At 63.6% G+C, this 16925-nt stretch carries 14 protein-coding genes and 2 pseudogenes; 9 read left to right on the forward strand and 7 right to left on the reverse strand.

The window, feature by feature from the left end; translation table 11 throughout:
• Nucleotides 1-4: 4 nt before the first annotated feature.
• From K225_RS22225 to K225_RS0113640, 5 genes are all read right to left on the reverse strand, one after another.
• Nucleotides 5-157: a helix-turn-helix domain-containing protein gene (locus K225_RS22225; protein WP_202900050.1), complete on the reverse strand. Its 153-nt coding sequence runs from the start codon at nucleotides 155-157 to the stop codon at nucleotides 5-7.
• Nucleotides 158-322: 165 nt separating this feature from the next.
• Nucleotides 323-1465: a DUF2399 domain-containing protein gene (locus K225_RS0113625; protein WP_034712720.1), complete on the reverse strand. Its 1143-nt coding sequence runs from the start codon at nucleotides 1463-1465 to the stop codon at nucleotides 323-325.
• Between the two features lie 96 nt (nucleotides 1466-1561).
• Complete coding sequence (locus K225_RS0113630) at nucleotides 1562-4372, reverse strand: ATP-binding protein (protein ID WP_026436938.1); 2811 nt, start codon at nucleotides 4370-4372, stop codon at nucleotides 1562-1564.
• On the reverse strand, nucleotides 4372-5076 hold the full coding sequence (locus K225_RS0113635; protein ID WP_026436939.1) for a hypothetical protein: 705 nt from the start codon (nucleotides 5074-5076) through the stop codon (nucleotides 4372-4374). The genes K225_RS0113630 and K225_RS0113635 overlap by 1 nt, the downstream gene beginning before the upstream one ends.
• A complete protein-coding gene (locus K225_RS0113640) occupies nucleotides 5069-6403 on the reverse strand; it encodes a hypothetical protein (protein WP_051248940.1) in 1335 nt (444 codons plus the stop codon). Before K225_RS0113640 ends, K225_RS0113635 begins: the two co-directional genes overlap by 8 nt.
• A gap of 117 nt (nucleotides 6404-6520) precedes the next feature.
• Here K225_RS0113640 and K225_RS0113645 point away from each other — a divergent pair, with 117 nt between their 5' ends.
• The 3 genes and pseudogenes from K225_RS0113645 to K225_RS20810 all read left to right on the forward strand — a co-directional run.
• Nucleotides 6521-7648: a helix-turn-helix transcriptional regulator gene (locus K225_RS0113645; RefSeq protein WP_026436941.1), complete on the forward strand. Its 1128-nt coding sequence runs from the start codon at nucleotides 6521-6523 to the stop codon at nucleotides 7646-7648.
• 100 nt (nucleotides 7649-7748) lie between these two features.
• Complete coding sequence (locus tag K225_RS0113650; protein ID WP_155885276.1) at nucleotides 7749-8525, forward strand: hypothetical protein; 777 nt, start codon at nucleotides 7749-7751, stop codon at nucleotides 8523-8525.
• Between the two features lie 133 nt (nucleotides 8526-8658).
• Nucleotides 8659-9702: pseudogene (locus K225_RS20810) on the forward strand (IS3 family transposase); the annotation flags it as partial.
• Here the strand turns inward: K225_RS20810 and K225_RS21770 are convergent.
• Nucleotides 9687-10160: pseudogene (locus K225_RS21770) on the reverse strand (IS3 family transposase); the annotation flags it as partial. The pseudogenes K225_RS20810 and K225_RS21770 sit on opposite strands and share 16 nt — an antisense overlap.
• A gap of 86 nt (nucleotides 10161-10246) precedes the next feature.
• A complete protein-coding gene (locus K225_RS0113665; RefSeq protein WP_026436943.1) occupies nucleotides 10247-11188 on the reverse strand; it encodes a LysR family transcriptional regulator in 942 nt (313 codons plus the stop codon).
• A 106-nt stretch (nucleotides 11189-11294) separates the two neighbouring features.
• Here K225_RS0113665 and K225_RS0113670 point away from each other — a divergent pair, with 106 nt between their 5' ends.
• Genes K225_RS0113670 through K225_RS0113695 form a run of 6 tightly spaced genes read left to right on the forward strand, consistent with a single transcriptional unit; the run spans nucleotide 11295 to nucleotide 16883 of the window.
• Nucleotides 11295-12764, forward strand: a complete 1470-nt coding sequence (locus tag K225_RS0113670) for a form I ribulose bisphosphate carboxylase large subunit (RefSeq protein WP_026436944.1) — start codon at nucleotides 11295-11297, stop codon at nucleotides 12762-12764.
• A 28-nt stretch (nucleotides 12765-12792) separates the two neighbouring features.
• Complete coding sequence (locus K225_RS0113675) at nucleotides 12793-13239, forward strand: ribulose bisphosphate carboxylase small subunit (protein WP_026436945.1); 447 nt, start codon at nucleotides 12793-12795, stop codon at nucleotides 13237-13239.
• Between the two features lie 14 nt (nucleotides 13240-13253).
• Nucleotides 13254-14240: a CbbX protein gene (cbbX, locus tag K225_RS0113680; protein ID WP_081679689.1), complete on the forward strand. Its 987-nt coding sequence runs from the start codon at nucleotides 13254-13256 to the stop codon at nucleotides 14238-14240.
• Nucleotides 14233-15003 (forward strand): HAD-IA family hydrolase, encoded by a 771-nt coding sequence (locus K225_RS0113685; RefSeq protein WP_026436947.1) that lies wholly within the window; start codon nucleotides 14233-14235, stop codon nucleotides 15001-15003. Before cbbX ends, K225_RS0113685 begins: the two co-directional genes overlap by 8 nt.
• 42 nt (nucleotides 15004-15045) lie before the next feature.
• Nucleotides 15046-15807, forward strand: a complete 762-nt coding sequence (rpe, locus tag K225_RS20815) for a ribulose-phosphate 3-epimerase (protein ID WP_051248945.1) — start codon at nucleotides 15046-15048, stop codon at nucleotides 15805-15807.
• Nucleotides 15798-16883 (forward strand): class 1 fructose-bisphosphatase, encoded by a 1086-nt coding sequence (locus K225_RS0113695; RefSeq protein ID WP_026436948.1) that lies wholly within the window; start codon nucleotides 15798-15800, stop codon nucleotides 16881-16883. The genes rpe and K225_RS0113695 overlap by 10 nt, the downstream gene beginning before the upstream one ends.
• Nucleotides 16884-16925: the final 42 nt, after the last annotated feature.

Here is a 16925-nt window from a genome sequence, read left to right on the forward strand (position 1 = left end):
AGCCTCACACACAGAAATTCGGACAGGCCCGCTCCAGCCAGCGCTGGTGGTAGCTCCTGACCGTCTTGCGGTCGATACCCGTGATGCGGGCGATCTCGCGTTGCGATGTGTTGCGCTCCAGCAGTGTCTCTATGGTGGCGCGTTGGTTGGACTTCAAGACATTCACTCCTTGGCCTTCCCTCAGGGAAGACCGGATCAATGTCCTGCCAACAGGTGCCGACGACGCCGGCGTTAAACCCCTATCCCCGATCAGTTCAGGTGGGGGAGTTTGAGGTGGCCATAGACGGGGGAATTTGGGTGGCCATCAGGGGGCAAAGGCGCGCTAAAGCCACGCCTCTTGCTCAGCCTTTCGCCCCTCTTTATGCATTTCCAGACACAACTCGCGCAGCACCTGCGGCAGACTGGGGCGGGCCAGAAGAACGTCGATCAAACGACGGTCATGATCGTTCAGAGGCCAGTCTTGTGAGGTCTCGGACAATTGAGTCACACCCATTCGATGAGGCTGCCAGGACAAGCCCTGAGCCTGCCACACCGCGCCAACCGTGCAGGCGATGTCCACCCCACTTGGATCAGCGTCGGCACTGATCCAAGCCGGCGCAGGTGCGCGTCGCAGCAGGTGAGCAACCGCTTCCAGCCAAGCGATCGACGGGCGCCCCGGCATCCACACCAGCACCACCCCAACTTCAAGTTGCAGCGCCTGGCGCTCGAAACTCGCGCGGTTTTCGATCAACCACCAGCGCTCCGGCTTCGATGCCGCACTCACCCGCATCAGATCAGCCAAAAGCAATCCCAGGCAGTGCAAGGGGCCCAGTTGAACCTGCTGGTCGTTCCATTGCAGGTTCAAGTTCCCTGCCAACCAGGCCACCGCCGCGAAGCGCGCAATACGCAGCCTCTCCAGATCGAAAGCCACCTCCAACCAGCGCCAGTCGGCGTCGCCCAAAGCTTTCGTCGCGCCACGCGCGTGCAAGGCGAAATCGCGCCGCGACCCTTGTCGGCCATCGTCATGCCATACAGCGACCGCGCGCAGGAGTTGAAGGCGAATCGCCAGCAAGTCCAGCCGCAGGGCTTTTTCCTCGCGCAACTGCATCAACGCCCTGCCCAGCTCATCCAAGAGATCTGGATCCAGCGCAGACCCGTCGGCCGTCTCAGCGCGTGACTGCAGCCAGGTATCCGCATCCTCGATCAGCGCCTGCCGCTCCTCCACACGCAAGCGCGGGCTCGACACACCCAGTAGCCCTTGCAGCCGAGGCAGATCCCGCCAACTGATGAACGCCCACTGCCAAACGCCACCCACCAGTCGATCGTGCCGAACGATCCACCCTTGGCGCAGCAGCAAATCACACAGTGCTTCTGCAGTCTCAATGGACACCGGCGCAGCGTCCTTCAGCAGGGCTGAGCGGCTGCGGCGAGCCCCGTCGCTGCGCGCCCAACGCTGCAACACGGCACCGTGATCCGGATCAAGCATGGGCAACGCCTCCGGCACAGGCCCAGATGCATGTCGGTCCCGCGCACCTCGCCCCCGTGCCGTATCAACCCACTCCATAGCTCTTCGCCCTCTTCTTCAGACTGTCGCGACACGGCGCTGCAACACACCAATCGGAGGTGCCCAGCGCGCATCGCGTGCTTTCTTGGACGTGACCAGCGTGATGTCCGCCGGCTCGAACACCTCCACGTTGTGCGTGATCGGCGTGGTCAGCACGTACTGGGCTCGGGTTGATTTCAGGAAATGCCCGACCAGCTGGATATTGCGCACATCCAGATGCGCGAACGGCTCGTCGATGAACACGAAGCCACCCGGCGTCTCGTCGTCCTTTAGCAGCCCCACAAGCAGAATCAGTGACTTGATCACCTGCTGCCCACCCGACGCCTCTCCATCGTTCAGCCCGATGTTGCCTTTGCCATCGAAGTTGAAGCTGACCTTGAGTTCGGCCTGGCGCAGCACGGTGTCGTCGTTGTCCAGGTGCGGCAGATCGGCATGCACCTCCACACCAGCCAGCACACCCAGTTCCACGATGTTTTTGCGGTAGCGGCGCACAGTGGCTCGCATTACGTCGATGTAGCGTGCACGCGCATTGCCAACCGCTTCAGAAGCGGACACATTGCGCTTTTTGCATTCGTCCAGACGGTGCGACTGCTCGCCCACGGTGGCATTCATCAGCGTGAGCTTTTCTTCCACGGCAGGGTCCGTCTCCCACTGGCCCTGCTGCAGTGCCAAGTCCACATCCCGGCTGCGCAATTTGGCCTGCGTCGCATTGACGTAGTCCGTGCACAACGTGCCGAGAGCCGCTGTTTTGACCCAGCGCGCCGGAAAACGGCGCTTCTGCGCTTGCGACTGGACCGACTTGACTCGCAACTCCTCTCTGCGAACACGCCATTCACGCTCGTAGCGCTCCATCTCACGCTCGCTCTCGGTCATGCGCTGCTGCATGGTTCGGTAGCTGGTCTCGGCCTGCGTCTCACCGACGACGGCATTCTTGTATGCCTGCTCCAAATCCTGCAAGCGCTTGCTGGCGTTGACGCGAATCTGTTTCAGCGCTGGCAACTGCTGACGCGCCTGCTGGAATTCATCGCTGCGCCGTGCCAGTTCTTCTGCGGCTCGGTGCCCCTTGCCAGCTTCGATCGCTGCATCCAGCTGACGCTTCACGTCCCTTTGATCCTGCGAAATGCCGCTCAAGTCCTTGTCGAGCTTGATCAGCCGCTGCTCGATTGAAGTCTTCCGCGATGCCAGGGCAGCCGCGCCATACTGATGGTCTGCAGGATCTACCCAAACACTGCGTCCTCCTCGACCGTCTCGCCAGTACGCCTGGGGCGTGATCCACTCCCCGCCATGCCGCGCCCCCTCTTCCGTGCTTTCGACACGGCGAATATGAGCCAGTTGCCGCAACAGCCACACCGGAGCCGAAGCTGAGAACCGCAGCACTGCTAGCAGGCTGTGGGGCTCGGGTTGGCGCGGTGCTTCGGCAGCATCTGATACTAGGTAGTGTTTGTAGCGCTCGCGCTCGGCCATGGCCATGGCCTGACCTTCATCAGCCTTGGTCTGCAGCACGACGACCCAGCGAGCAGCCTTCAACACACCCTCTGCGGCAACACGCCAGTGCTCGTCGGCGATCTCGATCACATCGGCCATCACATGGTGGGCGATGTCCTTTTGTCTCAAAACACGCAAAAAACGCTGCACCTCGGGAGGCGGTGGTGCCTGGCGCTGGCCCTGTAGCCGATCCAAAGCGTCCTGGGCCACCTGGCGCTGCCCGCTCACCTCGTGCCAACGCCCCTCCAACTCGCTCTTGCGCTTTTCCAGCTCACCCACACGGTCGGCCAACTGTGCAGCGTCGTTTTCCACGGCGGCCAGCGCCTGAAGTTCATCGGCACGCTTGACCAAGTCCTCTGCCGGACGCTCGGCATCTCGGGCCTGCTGTTGGGCGCCCTGCGCGTCGGTCTTTTGCTGCTCCAGTTCACCGACCAGTTTTGCAGCAGCGTTTTTCGCCTCCAGCAACTGCAGCAACTTGGTGCTGTCTTCGCCGCGCTGGCGCTTCTGTGCCGCATGGTGCACGCGTTGCCGATGCATATCGCCCAGTTTGGAGGCAGTGTCTCGGCGCGCCTCGTGCCATTCGAGCACGGGAATGACCTCGGTCGCCAGCAACTCGCGCTCACGGACCTTGGCCTGGTACTGCCGAAACAGATTGACCCGTGCTTCCAACTGCGCCAGTTGGGCCTGGCCATGGGCCAGCTCGCGTTCGGCCGTCTCAACTTCGGCGGCCAGTTCGCGTTGGTGCTTGCGCGCTTCCTCGTAACGGTCCAGCACCTCCTGGTCGCCGAACACATCGAACACCAAACGCAACAGCTCTTTGGGCGAGTATTCGCACAGACGGTCGGTCTGCCCTTGCTCCAGCGCTAGCACTCGGGCAATAGCTCGGGACAAGCCCGCCCCCTCCAGGCGTCTGCGCCAGTGTTCGATGCCCAGCCACTCCTTTTCGGGCGACTGAATCAAAGTTTCTATCGGCACATCGCCCTCGGCCATGATGTAGCGGCGCTGCCAATCGCCACCGTTGCGATCGATGCGACATGCCAGCGTGACCTGGTCCGCATAAAGCAAGTTGCGTGCAAACGGTCGGCTCGATGTCTGCCGGCTATGCGGGCGGTTGTCTACGGTGGCGCGCAGCCAGGTGGTGTCGGCGTTTGCGTGACGAGCGTAGGTCTTGTAGCTGCGGCCGCCGGAACAATCCAGCCCCAGCAGCGTGCGCATGGCATCGAGCAGCGTCGTCTTGCCCGAACCGTTGGGACCGGCCACGGTGATGATGGCGCCGTCCAGTGGCAGCGTCAGTCGCTGGCAGTAGTCCCACTGGAGGAGTTCAATAGATTGCAGATGGAACATCAGTCCTGCGCCTCCTGCGCGGTGTCACCGGAATCAATGGCCTTGTCCGCAACTTCCGCCTGACTGCGCTTGCGAGCCAGAATGTCCCCCAGCGCACCGTCAAGAATCCGGGGCGCAAGCGCGTCGTAGTCCAGCAGCAAATCCAGCAACGGACCTTCGGCGATGTCATCGCCACGTCGAGCGATGAATCCGTGCGTCTCCAGCCGCTTGAGATTGCCATCCAAGCGTGTCTTGCGACCCAACTGGGTTCCGAAATCGGCCAACAAGGCTTTGTAGGACACCAACGGACTCACGGTCGCAGCAGTGGGCATGGGTCGCTCGGTGCGAAACATCTCGTCCTGCGAATCACCCTCGGCTGAAGCAGCCCGCGCGGCCTGGCGCTCGCGCTTGGGCAGGATGATGAGGGACCACAGAACCACCAGCAAGGAAACCGCGTCTCGAGGCAAATCCACGTTGTTGTTGGCATCGAGGCCTACCTCGCCGAACACGGCGGACTCCACCCCGCGCAGCAAGGCCACGCTGACATGGTCGGCATGGATGTTGTCGATCAGGCGCAGTCCGATATGAGCCAACCGATCTTGAACCGATTGCCAGAGGTCGGCGTCAATCAGTGCACGGCGCACGCGGGGGTGTTGTCGCGGCAGCCAGCGGCGCGCCAACAGTTCCGCCGCCAGCAAGGCGGCTTCGTCGGGGGCTTCAATCATCAGAGTCGCTTTCGATATCGGGTTGAAGCTGGCCAACGCTGATGGCGGCCACCTGTTCGTCATCCACGCGTTGCACCACTGGCTGCAGCTCCACACTCCATGGCAGACGCGCTAGTTCGCCAGTCCGGCCCCGGAGGGTGCGAGCCTGCGCATCACCCAGCAGAGGCAGCAGTTGCATGCGGTAAGCCGCCTGGGCAAAGCGGCCACCGAGCACAGCGTCCGCTACGGGGTGCGCCTCGGGCACGCGACCCACGCTCGCGCCCGTCCATACGCCTATTTGGGCAATCAGGTCCGCCAGTTCCACGGGCATGCCGAGCACCTCCATCTCACCCACCCCAGCCTGGGAGGGTGGCGGCAAACCTTGTGACCGATGTGGATCCGGGCGGTCTCGATCAAGTTCGGCCTCGGCGACATCGAGCAAATCGTGTCCGCTGACGAACACAGGACGCACACCAATCGACAACGCATCTCCCAACAGTCCGTGCAAGGCCGGGTGAGCCTGCAGCCACTGGCGCACGTCCGAACTGGTGACGCCGGTGGAGCCCAGCGTCACGCGTTGACGGTCGGCCTGCTGCAAGGCACGGGTGAACTGGCTGGCCATGGCGAGCAGCTTCGCCTGCCCGAAACCCAGTGCTCGCGCTTCTCGCTCCAGGCGAGGATCATCGTGCTCGCTGCGGATCAGGGCCGTGAGCGCCTCCCCTGCTCGCTCGACCAGTTTCAAAGCCCGCTCAAAACGGGGCTGCGCCTCACGCAAACGCGCTTCGGATCCACTCGCAATGGCATCGGCAAAGTCGTCATACAGGCGGGCCAGCTGCGCGTGCAGGTGCCGTATCTGACCGGCGTCTGAGAGCCCCAATGCCTGGGCACCTGCCACCTGCGCCAACAAAGACGCCATGTCATCATCTTCGCTTGCTGTGCGGGCCAGTGGAGCCAGCAAGGCTTGTACCTGGAGGGCAGCAGGTGAGAGGTGGTAGTCCTGCGCCGTGGCCTCCCAGATCAACAGGCCCAGATCTCGCAAGCGCTTGAGCGCCATGTCCAAAGCCTCAGGTTTTAGGCCGTGGAACAACTGGTTGAGGTCTTCGCGCTGCAACCGGGCATGCGGCTGGGCAGCCAGTTCCAAGAATACCCAAAGACGCAGACGGGCAGTGGCCTGACCGCCGGAAAGCAGCCCCCGCAACGCATCGATCGCATCCACACGCTGCCCCAGCGCCCAGGCCAGAGGTGACTCCGCTGCGAATCCGGGATCGCGAAAATAGCCCTCGAAGGAACTGGCCTCAGGCTCCTCTGCAGGGTGTGGAATTCCCATGTTGCGATCAGCTGTGTTCATTTTCCTGACGGAGGATACAGCTTGAGCGGTTTGCCGAAGGAGCCCGCCGCGATGCGAGCGGATGCCCTCTGTCCATACCGCCCATGGGACAGACGCTCACCGATGTATAAAACGGCCATGTCCCGCGCTTCGAGTTCACCCTCCTCGCTCGATGTCCTGATCGAGTGGCTGTACGACGCAGCGGTGGACGCACGGGCATGGGACGGTGTGGCACCGGCGCTGGCCGCCACCTTCGACGCTGACAGCGCCGTCTTCAAGCTCCATGGCAACAGCGGCGTGCATCTCCTGGAATTGACCGACAACCTCCATACCGATTCCAAAGACGATGCGTGGGCCGATCACTGGCACCGCAACGACCTGTGGGTGGAGCGCACGTTGGCGCTTAACACCTCGGGCATCGTCACCAGCCAGCAGTTGCTACCCGATGCGGAATTCGAGCGCAGTGGCTACTACCAGGACTGGAACCGCCGCCTTGGCGTGTACCACATGATCGGCTCGGTCTTCCCCGTTGCCAATGGCCTCAGTGGCGTGTTGGGCATCCACCGCCCCCGCGCAGGTGGCTCATTCGGTACAAGGGAACGGCACCGCTTGGCCAAGCTGTTGCCACATCTCCAGCGAGCCATGCGCATCCGCAGCCACCTGGCGCCCTCAAGGCTTGTCGCAGACGCTCAGGCCGCCGCGTTCGACCGCCTTCAGACGCCAACTCTGGTGCTCGATGCGGAGGGGCGACTTCTGCATGCCAACGCCCAGGGCGAGAGCTTGCTGCGCGAGAGTTCAAGTCTGGCCCCGAGCGCTGGCAGAGTGGTTGCAGTGGATCCGCATTTGGGGGTTCGCTGGCGCTTGCTAGTGCAACAAGCCGCATGTGCCGTCGGCGGTTCTTTGCTGTTTGAAAGAGCGGGTCGCCAGCCCATCACCGCGTTGGTCTCGCCGCTGCGTGGTGTGTCGCTGCCCGACGCTGCGGTCCTGGTGCTGTTGCGCGACCCTGAGCACCAGGTCCCGTCACCCGATCTGCTCTGTCAGTTGTTTGGCCTCACGGCGACGGAAGCCAGGGTTGCCGCAGCGATCGCCGAAGGGCAGGCGCCCGAACAGATCGCGCGGCGCATGGCCATCGGCGTAGGCACGGTGCGTTCGCACCTGCGCCAGGTGCTGACCAAAACCGGCACCCACCGGCAGAACGAGCTCGGTGCCCTGATCATGCGCAGCGTGGCGATGCTGGGCGAGACAGCCCACCCCGAGCGCGGCTGAAGCGCGCCCTTTCCCGACCGCCCCCCTCTTCCATTTGGCAGAGGCGCATCTGCCGCGTCGTGGCTATCCTGCGCCTGAATCCACCGAAAGGAATCTCGTCATGCGCAGGCCCTTCGCTCCACCCCGTGCCAGCCTGATGGCTTTGTTGCTGGGTGCCACCCTGGCACCGGTGCTTGCAGCGCCGGGCAGCTTTGACATCGTCGGCCTGCGGCTTGGCATGACCGAGCAACAGGCCCGCGATGCCCTCAAGGCACACGACCCACAATTGCGGCTCAACACGAAGACCGTGAGCTACACCTATTCCGATGGCGTGAAGCAGCACCAGACCGCGCCCGCGTTGGCCGAAATCGTGGCGGCATCCATGCAGGGAACAGAGAACATCACCCTGCTGTTCTCCCAGCCGCCCCAGCCGGCACGTCTGGTGGGCGTGCGCCGCGTGGCTTCCTTGCCCAACCCACCCACACACGACCAGATGGTGCAGGCCACGTTGCAGAAGTACGGCCCGCCCGCCGTGAACCGACCACGTGAGCGGCTCAAGCCCGAGACGCGGCTGATCTGGATCGAACCCGGCAAGCCCCAGTGCTGGCGCACTAGCGCGAAGCAGGTCGCGGTGTTCACACCCGCATCGCCCGTGCTCGACGTTCTGCAGCAGTTCGCACAACGCCAGAAGATGGGCTTCGCTCCAGCCGACCTGTCGCAATGCGGCGCCATCGCTCAGTTCGTCACCGCCACCGATCCGGTGCGCAGCTTCACTGTGGAGATGACCGACACCGGCCCGTGGCTGGACACCCTGAAGGCCACCAACGCATGGGTATCGGGCTTGGAGGCGGAAGCAAAGCGGACCCGGGTGGGTGTGGGTGCGACACCCAAGCTCTGAAGGCGCAGCAAGCAGCCTTTCGTCTGTGCCGCAACAGCAATAAAAGGACCCTCTGATGCCTGATTGTTGAATTCCACTGATCTCTGACCCGAGGGGGGTGCGGACGAAAACTTGGACTACCAGGAGGTAGTTCATGTATTCGTACGAAGACCGAATTCGGGCGGTTGAGCTCTACATCAAGCTTGGCAAGCGCCTCAGGGCCACCATCTGCCAGTTGGGGTATCCGACCAAGAACTCGCTCATTGGCTGGTACCGGGAGTACGAGCGGAGCCAGAACCTGCGAGTCGGGTATTCGCGATCAGGACAGAAATACTCCGATCAGCAGAAGCATGCGGCGGTGAAGCACTACCTTGATCACGATCGGTGCATTGCCTCGACCATGCGGGCATTGGGATATCCCGGTCGGGCGTTACTGACCGAGTGGATTGATGAGCTGCACCCCGAGGTTCGCTACCGTATGGTGGGCCGCGCACCGAACATCCTGCACCCCGACGCGCTTAAAAGTGCGGCGGTGATTGAGCTTTGCACCCGAAAGACCAGCGCACAAGAAATCGCCCAGAAGCTGGCGGTGTGTCGGCCTACGCTGTACAACTGGAAAAACCAGTTGCTCGGGCGCGAGGTACCCGCATCCATGAAACGTCAAAACAATTCACCGCCAGTGCCTGATGCTGCCGAACTGCAGCGCCAAGTCGAGTCGCTTCAACAGAGCATTCACCGTCTTCAGCTCGAACATGACATCTTGAAGAAGGCCAATGAACTGTTAAAAAAAGGCCTGGGCGTCAACCCTCAGCTCCTGAGCAAGCGGGAGAAGACCCTGCTGGTTGACGCCCTGAAGCCTATCTACTCGCTCACAGAGCTGCTCGGCGAACTTGACCTAGCTCGCAGTTCCTACTTCTACCACTGCGCCCGCCAGCGAAGGCCTGACAAATACGCTGACGCCCGCGTTGCCGCTGCCGATGTGTTTCAGAGCAACCACCGCAGCTATGGTTACCGGCGCATGCGTGCGGCGCTGGGCAGACGCCAGTTGCACCTGTCTGAAAAAGTCGTGCAGCGCCTGATGAAGCAGGAGGGCTTGAGTGTTACCGCGCGCAAAAAGCGTCGATACGGGTCCTACCTCGGAGAGATCAGCCCTGGGGGTGCGGACGTTTACTTGGACTGGTTTTATGCCGTGAGTCCAAGGCTCTCCCGGTATTCGATGGGACTGAGAGAGCCAAGGGAGATCTTGATGCGCTTCTCGTTGTACCAGCGGATGTAGGAGTCCACAGCGTCAATGAATTGCTCAATGGTCGTGGCCTGCCAATTCCTGGGATAGAACAGTTCCGTTTTCAGTCGGCCGAAGAATCCCTCGCATGCAGCGTTGTCCGGTGAGCACCCCTTGCGCGACATCGAGCGAATCAGGTTCGCTCCCCCGATCCTCGATAGCCAGCCAGGCCAACGATAGTGGGCTCCACGATCAGAATGGACGACTGGCCGGTCGTTGGTATCGACCACCGTTTCAATGGCTGCATCGAGCATCGTGTTGACGAGTTCAGCGTCAGGGCGCGTCCCGATGGTCCAGCTGACGACCAAGCCATCGAAGCAGTCGATGATGGGCGACAGGTACACCTTGCCGGCCGGGATCTGGAACTCGGTGATGACGCGACTGCAGCGTTCGGCGAATCACCGATGACCTGATCACGGCTTGGGAGCTCTATCTGTTCTGCAGTGCGGTCGACGACGTTTCAGCCCGCATTCATCCCAGAGAACGATGCAGGGAAGTTCTCTGCCAGGTAGCTCTCACCCCGCTCCAACACGAAGTAGCGAAAGGCCTCGGCAGCTGGAGACAGCAGCTTGGACAAGGTGTGCACTACGTTCCAGGCGCGCACCACCGGAGCACCTTCCACGTCCAGCACCGTCAGCAGCCGGCTGTTCAGCTCCAGCCCCACGGTATGCAGCGACAAGAAGCTCAGACCCATGCCGGCCATCACGGCCTGTTTGATGGTCTCGTTGCTGGCCATTTCCATGATCACGCGCAACTCGACGTGCTCGCTGAGCAAAAACTTCTCCAGCGCGGCGCGTGTGCCGGAACCCTGCTCACGCACGATGAAGTCGTATTCCTTGAGCAGAGCTGCGGGCATCTGGGCCGCCAGCGCCAGCGGGTGATCGACCGGTGCCACGAACACGTGCGGGTGCGCAGCAAACGGCTCGGCGCGCGTGGCCAGTTCCTTGGGCGGGCGGCCCATGATGGCGATGTCCACCTCGTTGGCGTGCAGCATCTTCACCAGTTGTTCGCGGTTGCTCACTGCCAGACGCAGGTCGATGTTGCCGTGCTCGCGCCGGAACTCAGCCAAGAGATGCGGCAGAAAGTATTTCGCCGTGCTCACCATGCCGATCACCAGAGTGCCGGTCTCCAGTTTCTGTAGTCGGGCCGCGGCGTCTTCTGCATCCTTGAGCGTGGCCAGCATCTTGCGCGCATAAACCAGCATGTACTCGCCCACGGTGGTCAGCGCCACCTTGCGGCCGTTGCGCTCGAACAGGGGCATGCCCACGTGCCCTTCCAGCTCCTTGATCTGCATCGTCACCGCCGGCGGGGTGAGGTGCAGCACCTGCGCCGCCCGCGCAAAGCTGAGGTGGCGCGCCACCTCGCTGAACACGCGCAATTGCCGGAAGGTGGCGTTCTTCATTAAGTAAAACCTTAATCGAAATTCAAGAAATCGTGAATTTACTTTATTTACACCCAAATTTAAAGTCCGCTCCACCCCAGACAAACCTCACTTTTTGGAGCAACACATGAGCAACGCCCCCGTAGGTTCCACCGAGATCAAGGACGCCAAAAAGCGCTACAGCGCAGGCGTGCTCAAGTACAAGCAAATGGGCTACTGGATGCCCGATTACGTGCCCAAGGACACGGACACGTTGTGCCTGTTCCGCATCACCCCGCAGGACGGGGTGGACCCCGAAGAAGCCGCCGCCGCTGTGGCCGGCGAATCGAGCACCGCCACCTGGACGGTGGTGTGGACCGACCGACTGACCGCCTGCGACAGCTACCGCGCCAAGGCCTACAAGGTGCAGCCGGTGCCCAACCGCCCGGGCGAGTACTTTGCCTGGGTGGCCTACGACCTGATCCTGTTCGAAGAAGGCTCCATCGCCAACATGACGGCGAGCCTGATTGGCAACGTGTTCAGCTTCAAGCCGCTGAAGGCCGCCCGCCTGGAAGACATCCGCATCCCGGTGGCTTACGTGAAAACCTTCAAAGGCCCGCCGACCGGCCTGGTGGTCGAGCGCGAACGGCTGGACAAGTTCGGCCGCCCGCTGCTGGGCGCCACCACCAAGCCCAAGCTGGGCCTCTCGGGCCGCAACTACGGCCGCGTGGTGTACGAAGGCCTCAAGGGCGGGCTCGATTTCATGAAGGACGACGAGAACATCAACTCGCAGCCTTTCATGCATTGGCGCGACCGCTTCCTCTTCGTGATGGACGCGGTGAACAAGGCCAGCGCCGAGACCGGTGAAGTGAAAGGCAGCTACCTGAACGTAACCGCCGCCACGATGGAAGACATGTACGAGCGCGCCGAGTTCGCGAAAGAACTGGGCTCGGTCATCGTGATGGTGGATCTGGTCATTGGCTACACCGCCATCCAGAGCATGGCGAACTGGTGCCGCAAGCACGACATGATTATGCACATGCACCGTGCGGGCCATGGCACCTACACGCGGCAGAAGAACCACGGCGTGAGTTTCCGCGTGATCGCCAAGTGGCTGCGCCTGGCGGGCTGCGACCACCTGCACACCGGCACCGCGGTCGGCAAGCTCGAAGGCGACCCGCTCACGGTGCAGGGCTACTACAACGTCTGTCGCGACAGCTACACCAAGACCGATCTGCCACGTGGCCTCTATTTCGACCAGGACTGGGCCGACCTGAAGAAGGTCATGCCCGTGGCTTCGGGCGGCATCCACGCCGGCCAGATGCACCAGCTGATCGACCTCTTCGGCGACGACGTGGTGCTGCAGTTTGGCGGCGGCACCATCGGCCACCCCATGGGCATCCAGGCCGGCGCGGTGGCCAACCGCGTCGCGCTGGAATGCATGGTGAAAGCGCGCAACGAGGGCCGCAACCTGCTGGAGGAAGGCCCGACCATCCTGAAGCAGGCCGCGCAGCACTGCAGCCCGCTCAAGGCCGCGCTCGATACCTGGGGCGAGATCAGCTTCAACTACCAGAGCACCGATTCCAGTGACTACGTGGCTACGCCCGCGATGGCCTGACCCGCTCCAACACAGAGGACCGCACACCATGATGACCAACCCCACCGGCCGCCTCACACAAGGCCAGTTCAGTTTCCTGCCCGAGCTCACCGACGCGGAGATCACCGCGCAGATCGAGTACGGCCTCAAGCGTGGCTACGCCTGGAGCGTGGAATACACCGACGACCCGCATCCGCGCAACACCTACTGGGCCATGTACGGCCACCCGATGTTCGACCTGCAGGACGCTGCCGGCGTGCTGCAGGAAGTGCAGGCTTGCCGCAAAGCATTCCCGCGCCACTACATCCGCATGATGGCCTTCGACTCGACGCGCAACGTCGAGACCATCGTGATGAGTTTCATCGTCAACCGACCCCCCACCGAACCCGGCTTCATGCTGGAGCGACAGGAAGTGAACGGCCGCAGCCTGCGCTACACCACGCGCGGCTACGGCGCGGTGCGCCCTGAAGGCGAGCGTTACCAAGACGCAACCTGAAAGCACGGGCCGCCATGTCGTACCTCATTCCTGGCAGCACGCCGCCACCACTCGATGCCGCCGTGACCACCGCGGCCGCATCGGTGGAGGGCCCGGCACCGGCCCACACCCCGGCAAAGGCACCGCGCTCGGTGGGCGCGGTGCTGGCCAGCACGCAGGTGGAGGCCGTGCTGCAGGAACTGGACGATGAGCTTGTGGGCCTGGCGCCAGTAAAGGCCCGGGTGCGCGACATCGCGGCGCTGCTGGTCATTGACAAACTCCGCACCGGCCTGGGTCTGCCTTCGCAGCCGCCCAGCCTGCACATGTGCTTCTCGGGCAACCCCGGCACCGGCAAAACCACGGTGGCACTGCGCATGGCGCAGATCCTTCACCGGCTGGGCTATGTGCGCAAGGGCCACATGGTGGCCGTGACGCGCGACGATCTGGTGGGCCAGTACATCGGCCACACCGCGCCGAAGACGCGCGAGGTTTTGAAGAAGGCCATGGGCGGCGTGCTCTTCATCGACGAGGCGTACTACCTCTACCGCCCCGAGAACGAACGCGACTACGGGCAGGAGGCGATCGAGATCCTGCTGCAGGTGATGGAGAACCACCGCGACGACCTCGTGGTGATCCTGGCCGGCTACGAGGACAGGATGAACACCTTCTTTCAGTCCAACCCCGGCATGCGCTCGCGCATTGCGCACCACCTCACCTTTCCCGACTACAGCGCCGGCGAGCTGATGCAGATCTCGCGCAGGATGCTCGCCGAGCAGAATCACCGCTTCAGCCCGGAAGCCGCCGAGGCCTTCGGACGTTACCTCGGCCTGCGGCTGGAGCAACCCCATTTCGCCAATGCGCGCAGCGTGCGCAACGCGCTCGACCGTGCACGCCTGAGACAGGCCAGCCGTCTGTTTTCGCAGCCTGACCACGAGCTCAGCGCGGAAGAACTCACCACGCTGCAGGCGAGCGACATCCTTGGCAGCCGCCTCTTCGGCGCCGAAGGAGCAACCCATGCTTGAGGCCCTCATCTTCGACGTCGACGGCACCCTGGCCGACACCGAAGAAGCCCACCGCACCGCCTTCAACGACGCCTTTGCCGAAGTGCGCCTGGACTGGCATTGGGACGAGACCACCTACATCCGCCTGTTGCAGGTCTCTGGCGGCAAGGAACGCATCGCACACCACTGGCACATGGTCGAACCCGAGATCGCCAGCGGCGCCGCGGCGCGAACCACCATCGACCGCGTGCATGCCATCAAGACGCGCCTCTACGAAAGCCGCGTGAGCGGCGGCCAGCTGCCGCTGCGCCCAGGCGTGTTGCGCCTCATGCGCGAGGCGCTCGCTGCCGGCCTTCGCCTGGCCATCGCCACCACCACCACACCAGCCAACATCGATGCCTTGCTGCGCACCCCGCTCGGGCCGGATTGGCGGCGCCACTTCGCGGCCATCGGTGATGCGGCCACCGCCGCACGCAAGAAGCCCGACCCGCTGGTGTACCAGCAGGTCTTGTCCACCCTGGGCCTGCCGGCGCAGGCCTGCCTGGCCTTCGAGGACTCGGCCAACGGCCTGCGCGCGGCCACCGCCGCCAGCATTCAGACCCTGGTCACACCCACCGTGCACACCACCGGCCAGCGTTTTGACGACGCCCTGCTGGTGTTGCCGCACCTGGGCGATCTCGCACAACCCTTGCCCCAGGGTGTCGCTGGCATGGACCAGCGCTGGGTCACGGTGGACGCCCTGCGCCGCTGGCACGCCGGCAGCACCCTGTTCGAGTCGGCCTGATCGGTCGCGTCCATTTCCCCCACACAACAGAGTCGCCCCACGATGTCCCGAGCGAACCCGCCCCTCCTGCCACCCTCCCCCGTTCGGCTGGCACCCTCCATCCTGTCAGCCGACTTCGCCCGCCTGGGCGAAGAAGTGCGCGCCATCGAAGCGGCGGGCGCGGACTTCGTGCACTTCGACGTGATGGACAACCACTACGTGCCCAACCTCACCATCGGCCCGCTGGTGTGCGAGGCGATCCGCCCGCATGTGCAGATTCCGATCGACGTGCACCTGATGGTGGAGCCCGTGGACGCGCTGGTGCCGCTGTTCGCCAAGGCGGGTGCGAGCTGCATCACCTTCCACCCCGATGCCTCGCGCCACGTGGACCGCACGCTGCAACTGATCCGCTCGCACGGCTGCAAGGCAGGGCTGGTGTTCAATCCCGCCACGCCGCTGGCCTGGATGGACCACGTGATGGACAAGCTGGACATGGTGCTGCTCATGAGCGTGAACCCGGGCTTCGGCGGCCAGGCGTTCATACCTGCCACGCTGCACAAGCTGCGCGAGGCGCGCCGCCGCATCGACGCGCACACCACCGCCGGTGGCCAGCCCATCTGGCTGGAGGTGGACGGTGGCGTGAAGCTGGACAACATCGGCCAGATCGTGCAGGCCGGCGCCGACATCTGCGTGGCCGGCAGCGCGGTCTTCGGCGCGCCCGACGCGGGCGGCGGCTACTACGGCGTCATGGGCGCGCTGCGCAAAGCCGCAGATTCAACCGATCGTCATTCCAGCAACCCCACGCGGAGCACACCATGCCATTGACCGGCCGCAAGACCCTCACCCAGTACCTGATCGAAGAACGCCGCCGCTTCCCCCAAGCCAGCGGCGACTTCAACGCGCTCATTCTTGACGTGGCCATGGCCTGCAAGGCCATCGCGCGCGCGGTGGCATTCGGCGCGCTGGGCGACGTGCTGGGCAACCACGCGGCCGAGACCGGGGGCTCGGTCAACGTGCAGGGTGAAACACAGAAGAAGCTGGACGTGCTGAGCAACGAGTACTTTTTGCGCATCACCGAATGGGGCGGCCACCTAGCGGGTATGGCGTCGGAAGAGATGGACGCGCCGTACCAGATTCCCCGGACCTACCCGCGCGGCAAGTACCTCCTGGTGTTCGACCCGCTCGACGGCTCCAGCAACATCGACGTGAATGTGTCGGTGGGCAGCATCTTCTCGGTGCTGCGCGCGCCGGCAGCCGAAGACCGCGAGGTGACCGAGTCCGACTTCCTGCAACCCGGCACGCAGCAGGTGGCCGCCGGCTACGCACTCTACGGCCCCACCACCATGCTGGTGATCACGGTGGGCAATGGCGTGGCCGGCTTCACGCTCGACCCCAACCTGGGCGAATTCATCCTCACCCATCCCGATCTCACCGTACCCGCCGACACGCAGGAATTCGCGATCAACGCGTCCAACAGCCGCTTCTGGGAAGCGCCGGTGAAGCGGTACGTGGACGAATGCCTGGCCGGCAAGACCGGCCCGCGCGCCAAGGACTTCAACATGCGCTGGATCGCCAGCATGGTGGCCGAGGCGCATCGCATTCTCATGCGCGGCGGCGTGTTCCTCTACCCGCGCGACACGAAGGACGCATCGAAGCCCGGCCGCCTGCGCCTGTTGTACGAGGCCAACCCCATCGGTTTCATCATGGAACAGGCCGGCGGGCGCGCCAGCACCGGGCGCGTTCCCATGCTCGGTGTGCAGCCCGAGGGCCTGCACCAGCGCATCGGCCTGGTGTTCGGTTCGAAGGACGAGGTGGAGCGCATCGAGCGCTACCACGCCGAACCCGTCCGCAAAGACCTGGACAACCCCCTGTTCCACGAACGCAGCCTGTTCCGCGTCTGAGCGGTCGGCCTCCACGCTTGCATTCGCACCGATTCTTCAACT

This window comes from Acidovorax sp. JHL-9, assembly GCF_000426205.1.
GTDB lineage: Bacteria > Pseudomonadota > Gammaproteobacteria > Burkholderiales > Burkholderiaceae_C > Acidovorax > Acidovorax soli.

Bases quoted from the DNA above. Each gene is read 5' to 3' on its own strand.
- K225_RS0113675 (WP_026436945.1), top strand. From the start codon at position 12,793: ATGATGACCAACCCCACCGGCCGCCTCACACAAGGCCAGTTCAGTTTC.
- K225_RS0113650 (WP_155885276.1), top strand. From the start codon at position 7,749: ATGCGCAGGCCCTTCGCTCCACCCCGTGCCAGCCTGATGGCTTTGTTG.
- K225_RS0113635 (WP_026436939.1), bottom strand. From the start codon at position 5,076: ATGATTGAAGCCCCCGACGAAGCCGCCTTGCTGGCGGCGGAACTGTTG.
- K225_RS0113695 (WP_026436948.1), top strand. From the start codon at position 15,798: ATGCCATTGACCGGCCGCAAGACCCTCACCCAGTACCTGATCGAAGAA.
- K225_RS0113625 (WP_034712720.1), bottom strand. From the start codon at position 1,465: ATGCTTGATCCGGATCACGGTGCCGTGTTGCAGCGTTGGGCGCGCAGC.
- rpe (WP_051248945.1), top strand. From the start codon at position 15,046: ATGTCCCGAGCGAACCCGCCCCTCCTGCCACCCTCCCCCGTTCGGCTG.
- K225_RS0113685 (WP_026436947.1), top strand. From the start codon at position 14,233: ATGCTTGAGGCCCTCATCTTCGACGTCGACGGCACCCTGGCCGACACC.
- K225_RS0113645 (WP_026436941.1), top strand. From the start codon at position 6,521: ATGTCCCGCGCTTCGAGTTCACCCTCCTCGCTCGATGTCCTGATCGAG.
- K225_RS0113670 (WP_026436944.1), top strand. From the start codon at position 11,295: ATGAGCAACGCCCCCGTAGGTTCCACCGAGATCAAGGACGCCAAAAAG.
- K225_RS0113630 (WP_026436938.1), bottom strand. From the start codon at position 4,372: ATGTTCCATCTGCAATCTATTGAACTCCTCCAGTGGGACTACTGCCAG.
- K225_RS0113640 (WP_051248940.1), bottom strand. From the start codon at position 6,403: ATGAACACAGCTGATCGCAACATGGGAATTCCACACCCTGCAGAGGAG.
- K225_RS0113665 (WP_026436943.1), bottom strand. From the start codon at position 11,188: ATGAAGAACGCCACCTTCCGGCAATTGCGCGTGTTCAGCGAGGTGGCG.
- cbbX (WP_081679689.1), top strand. From the start codon at position 13,254: ATGTCGTACCTCATTCCTGGCAGCACGCCGCCACCACTCGATGCCGCC.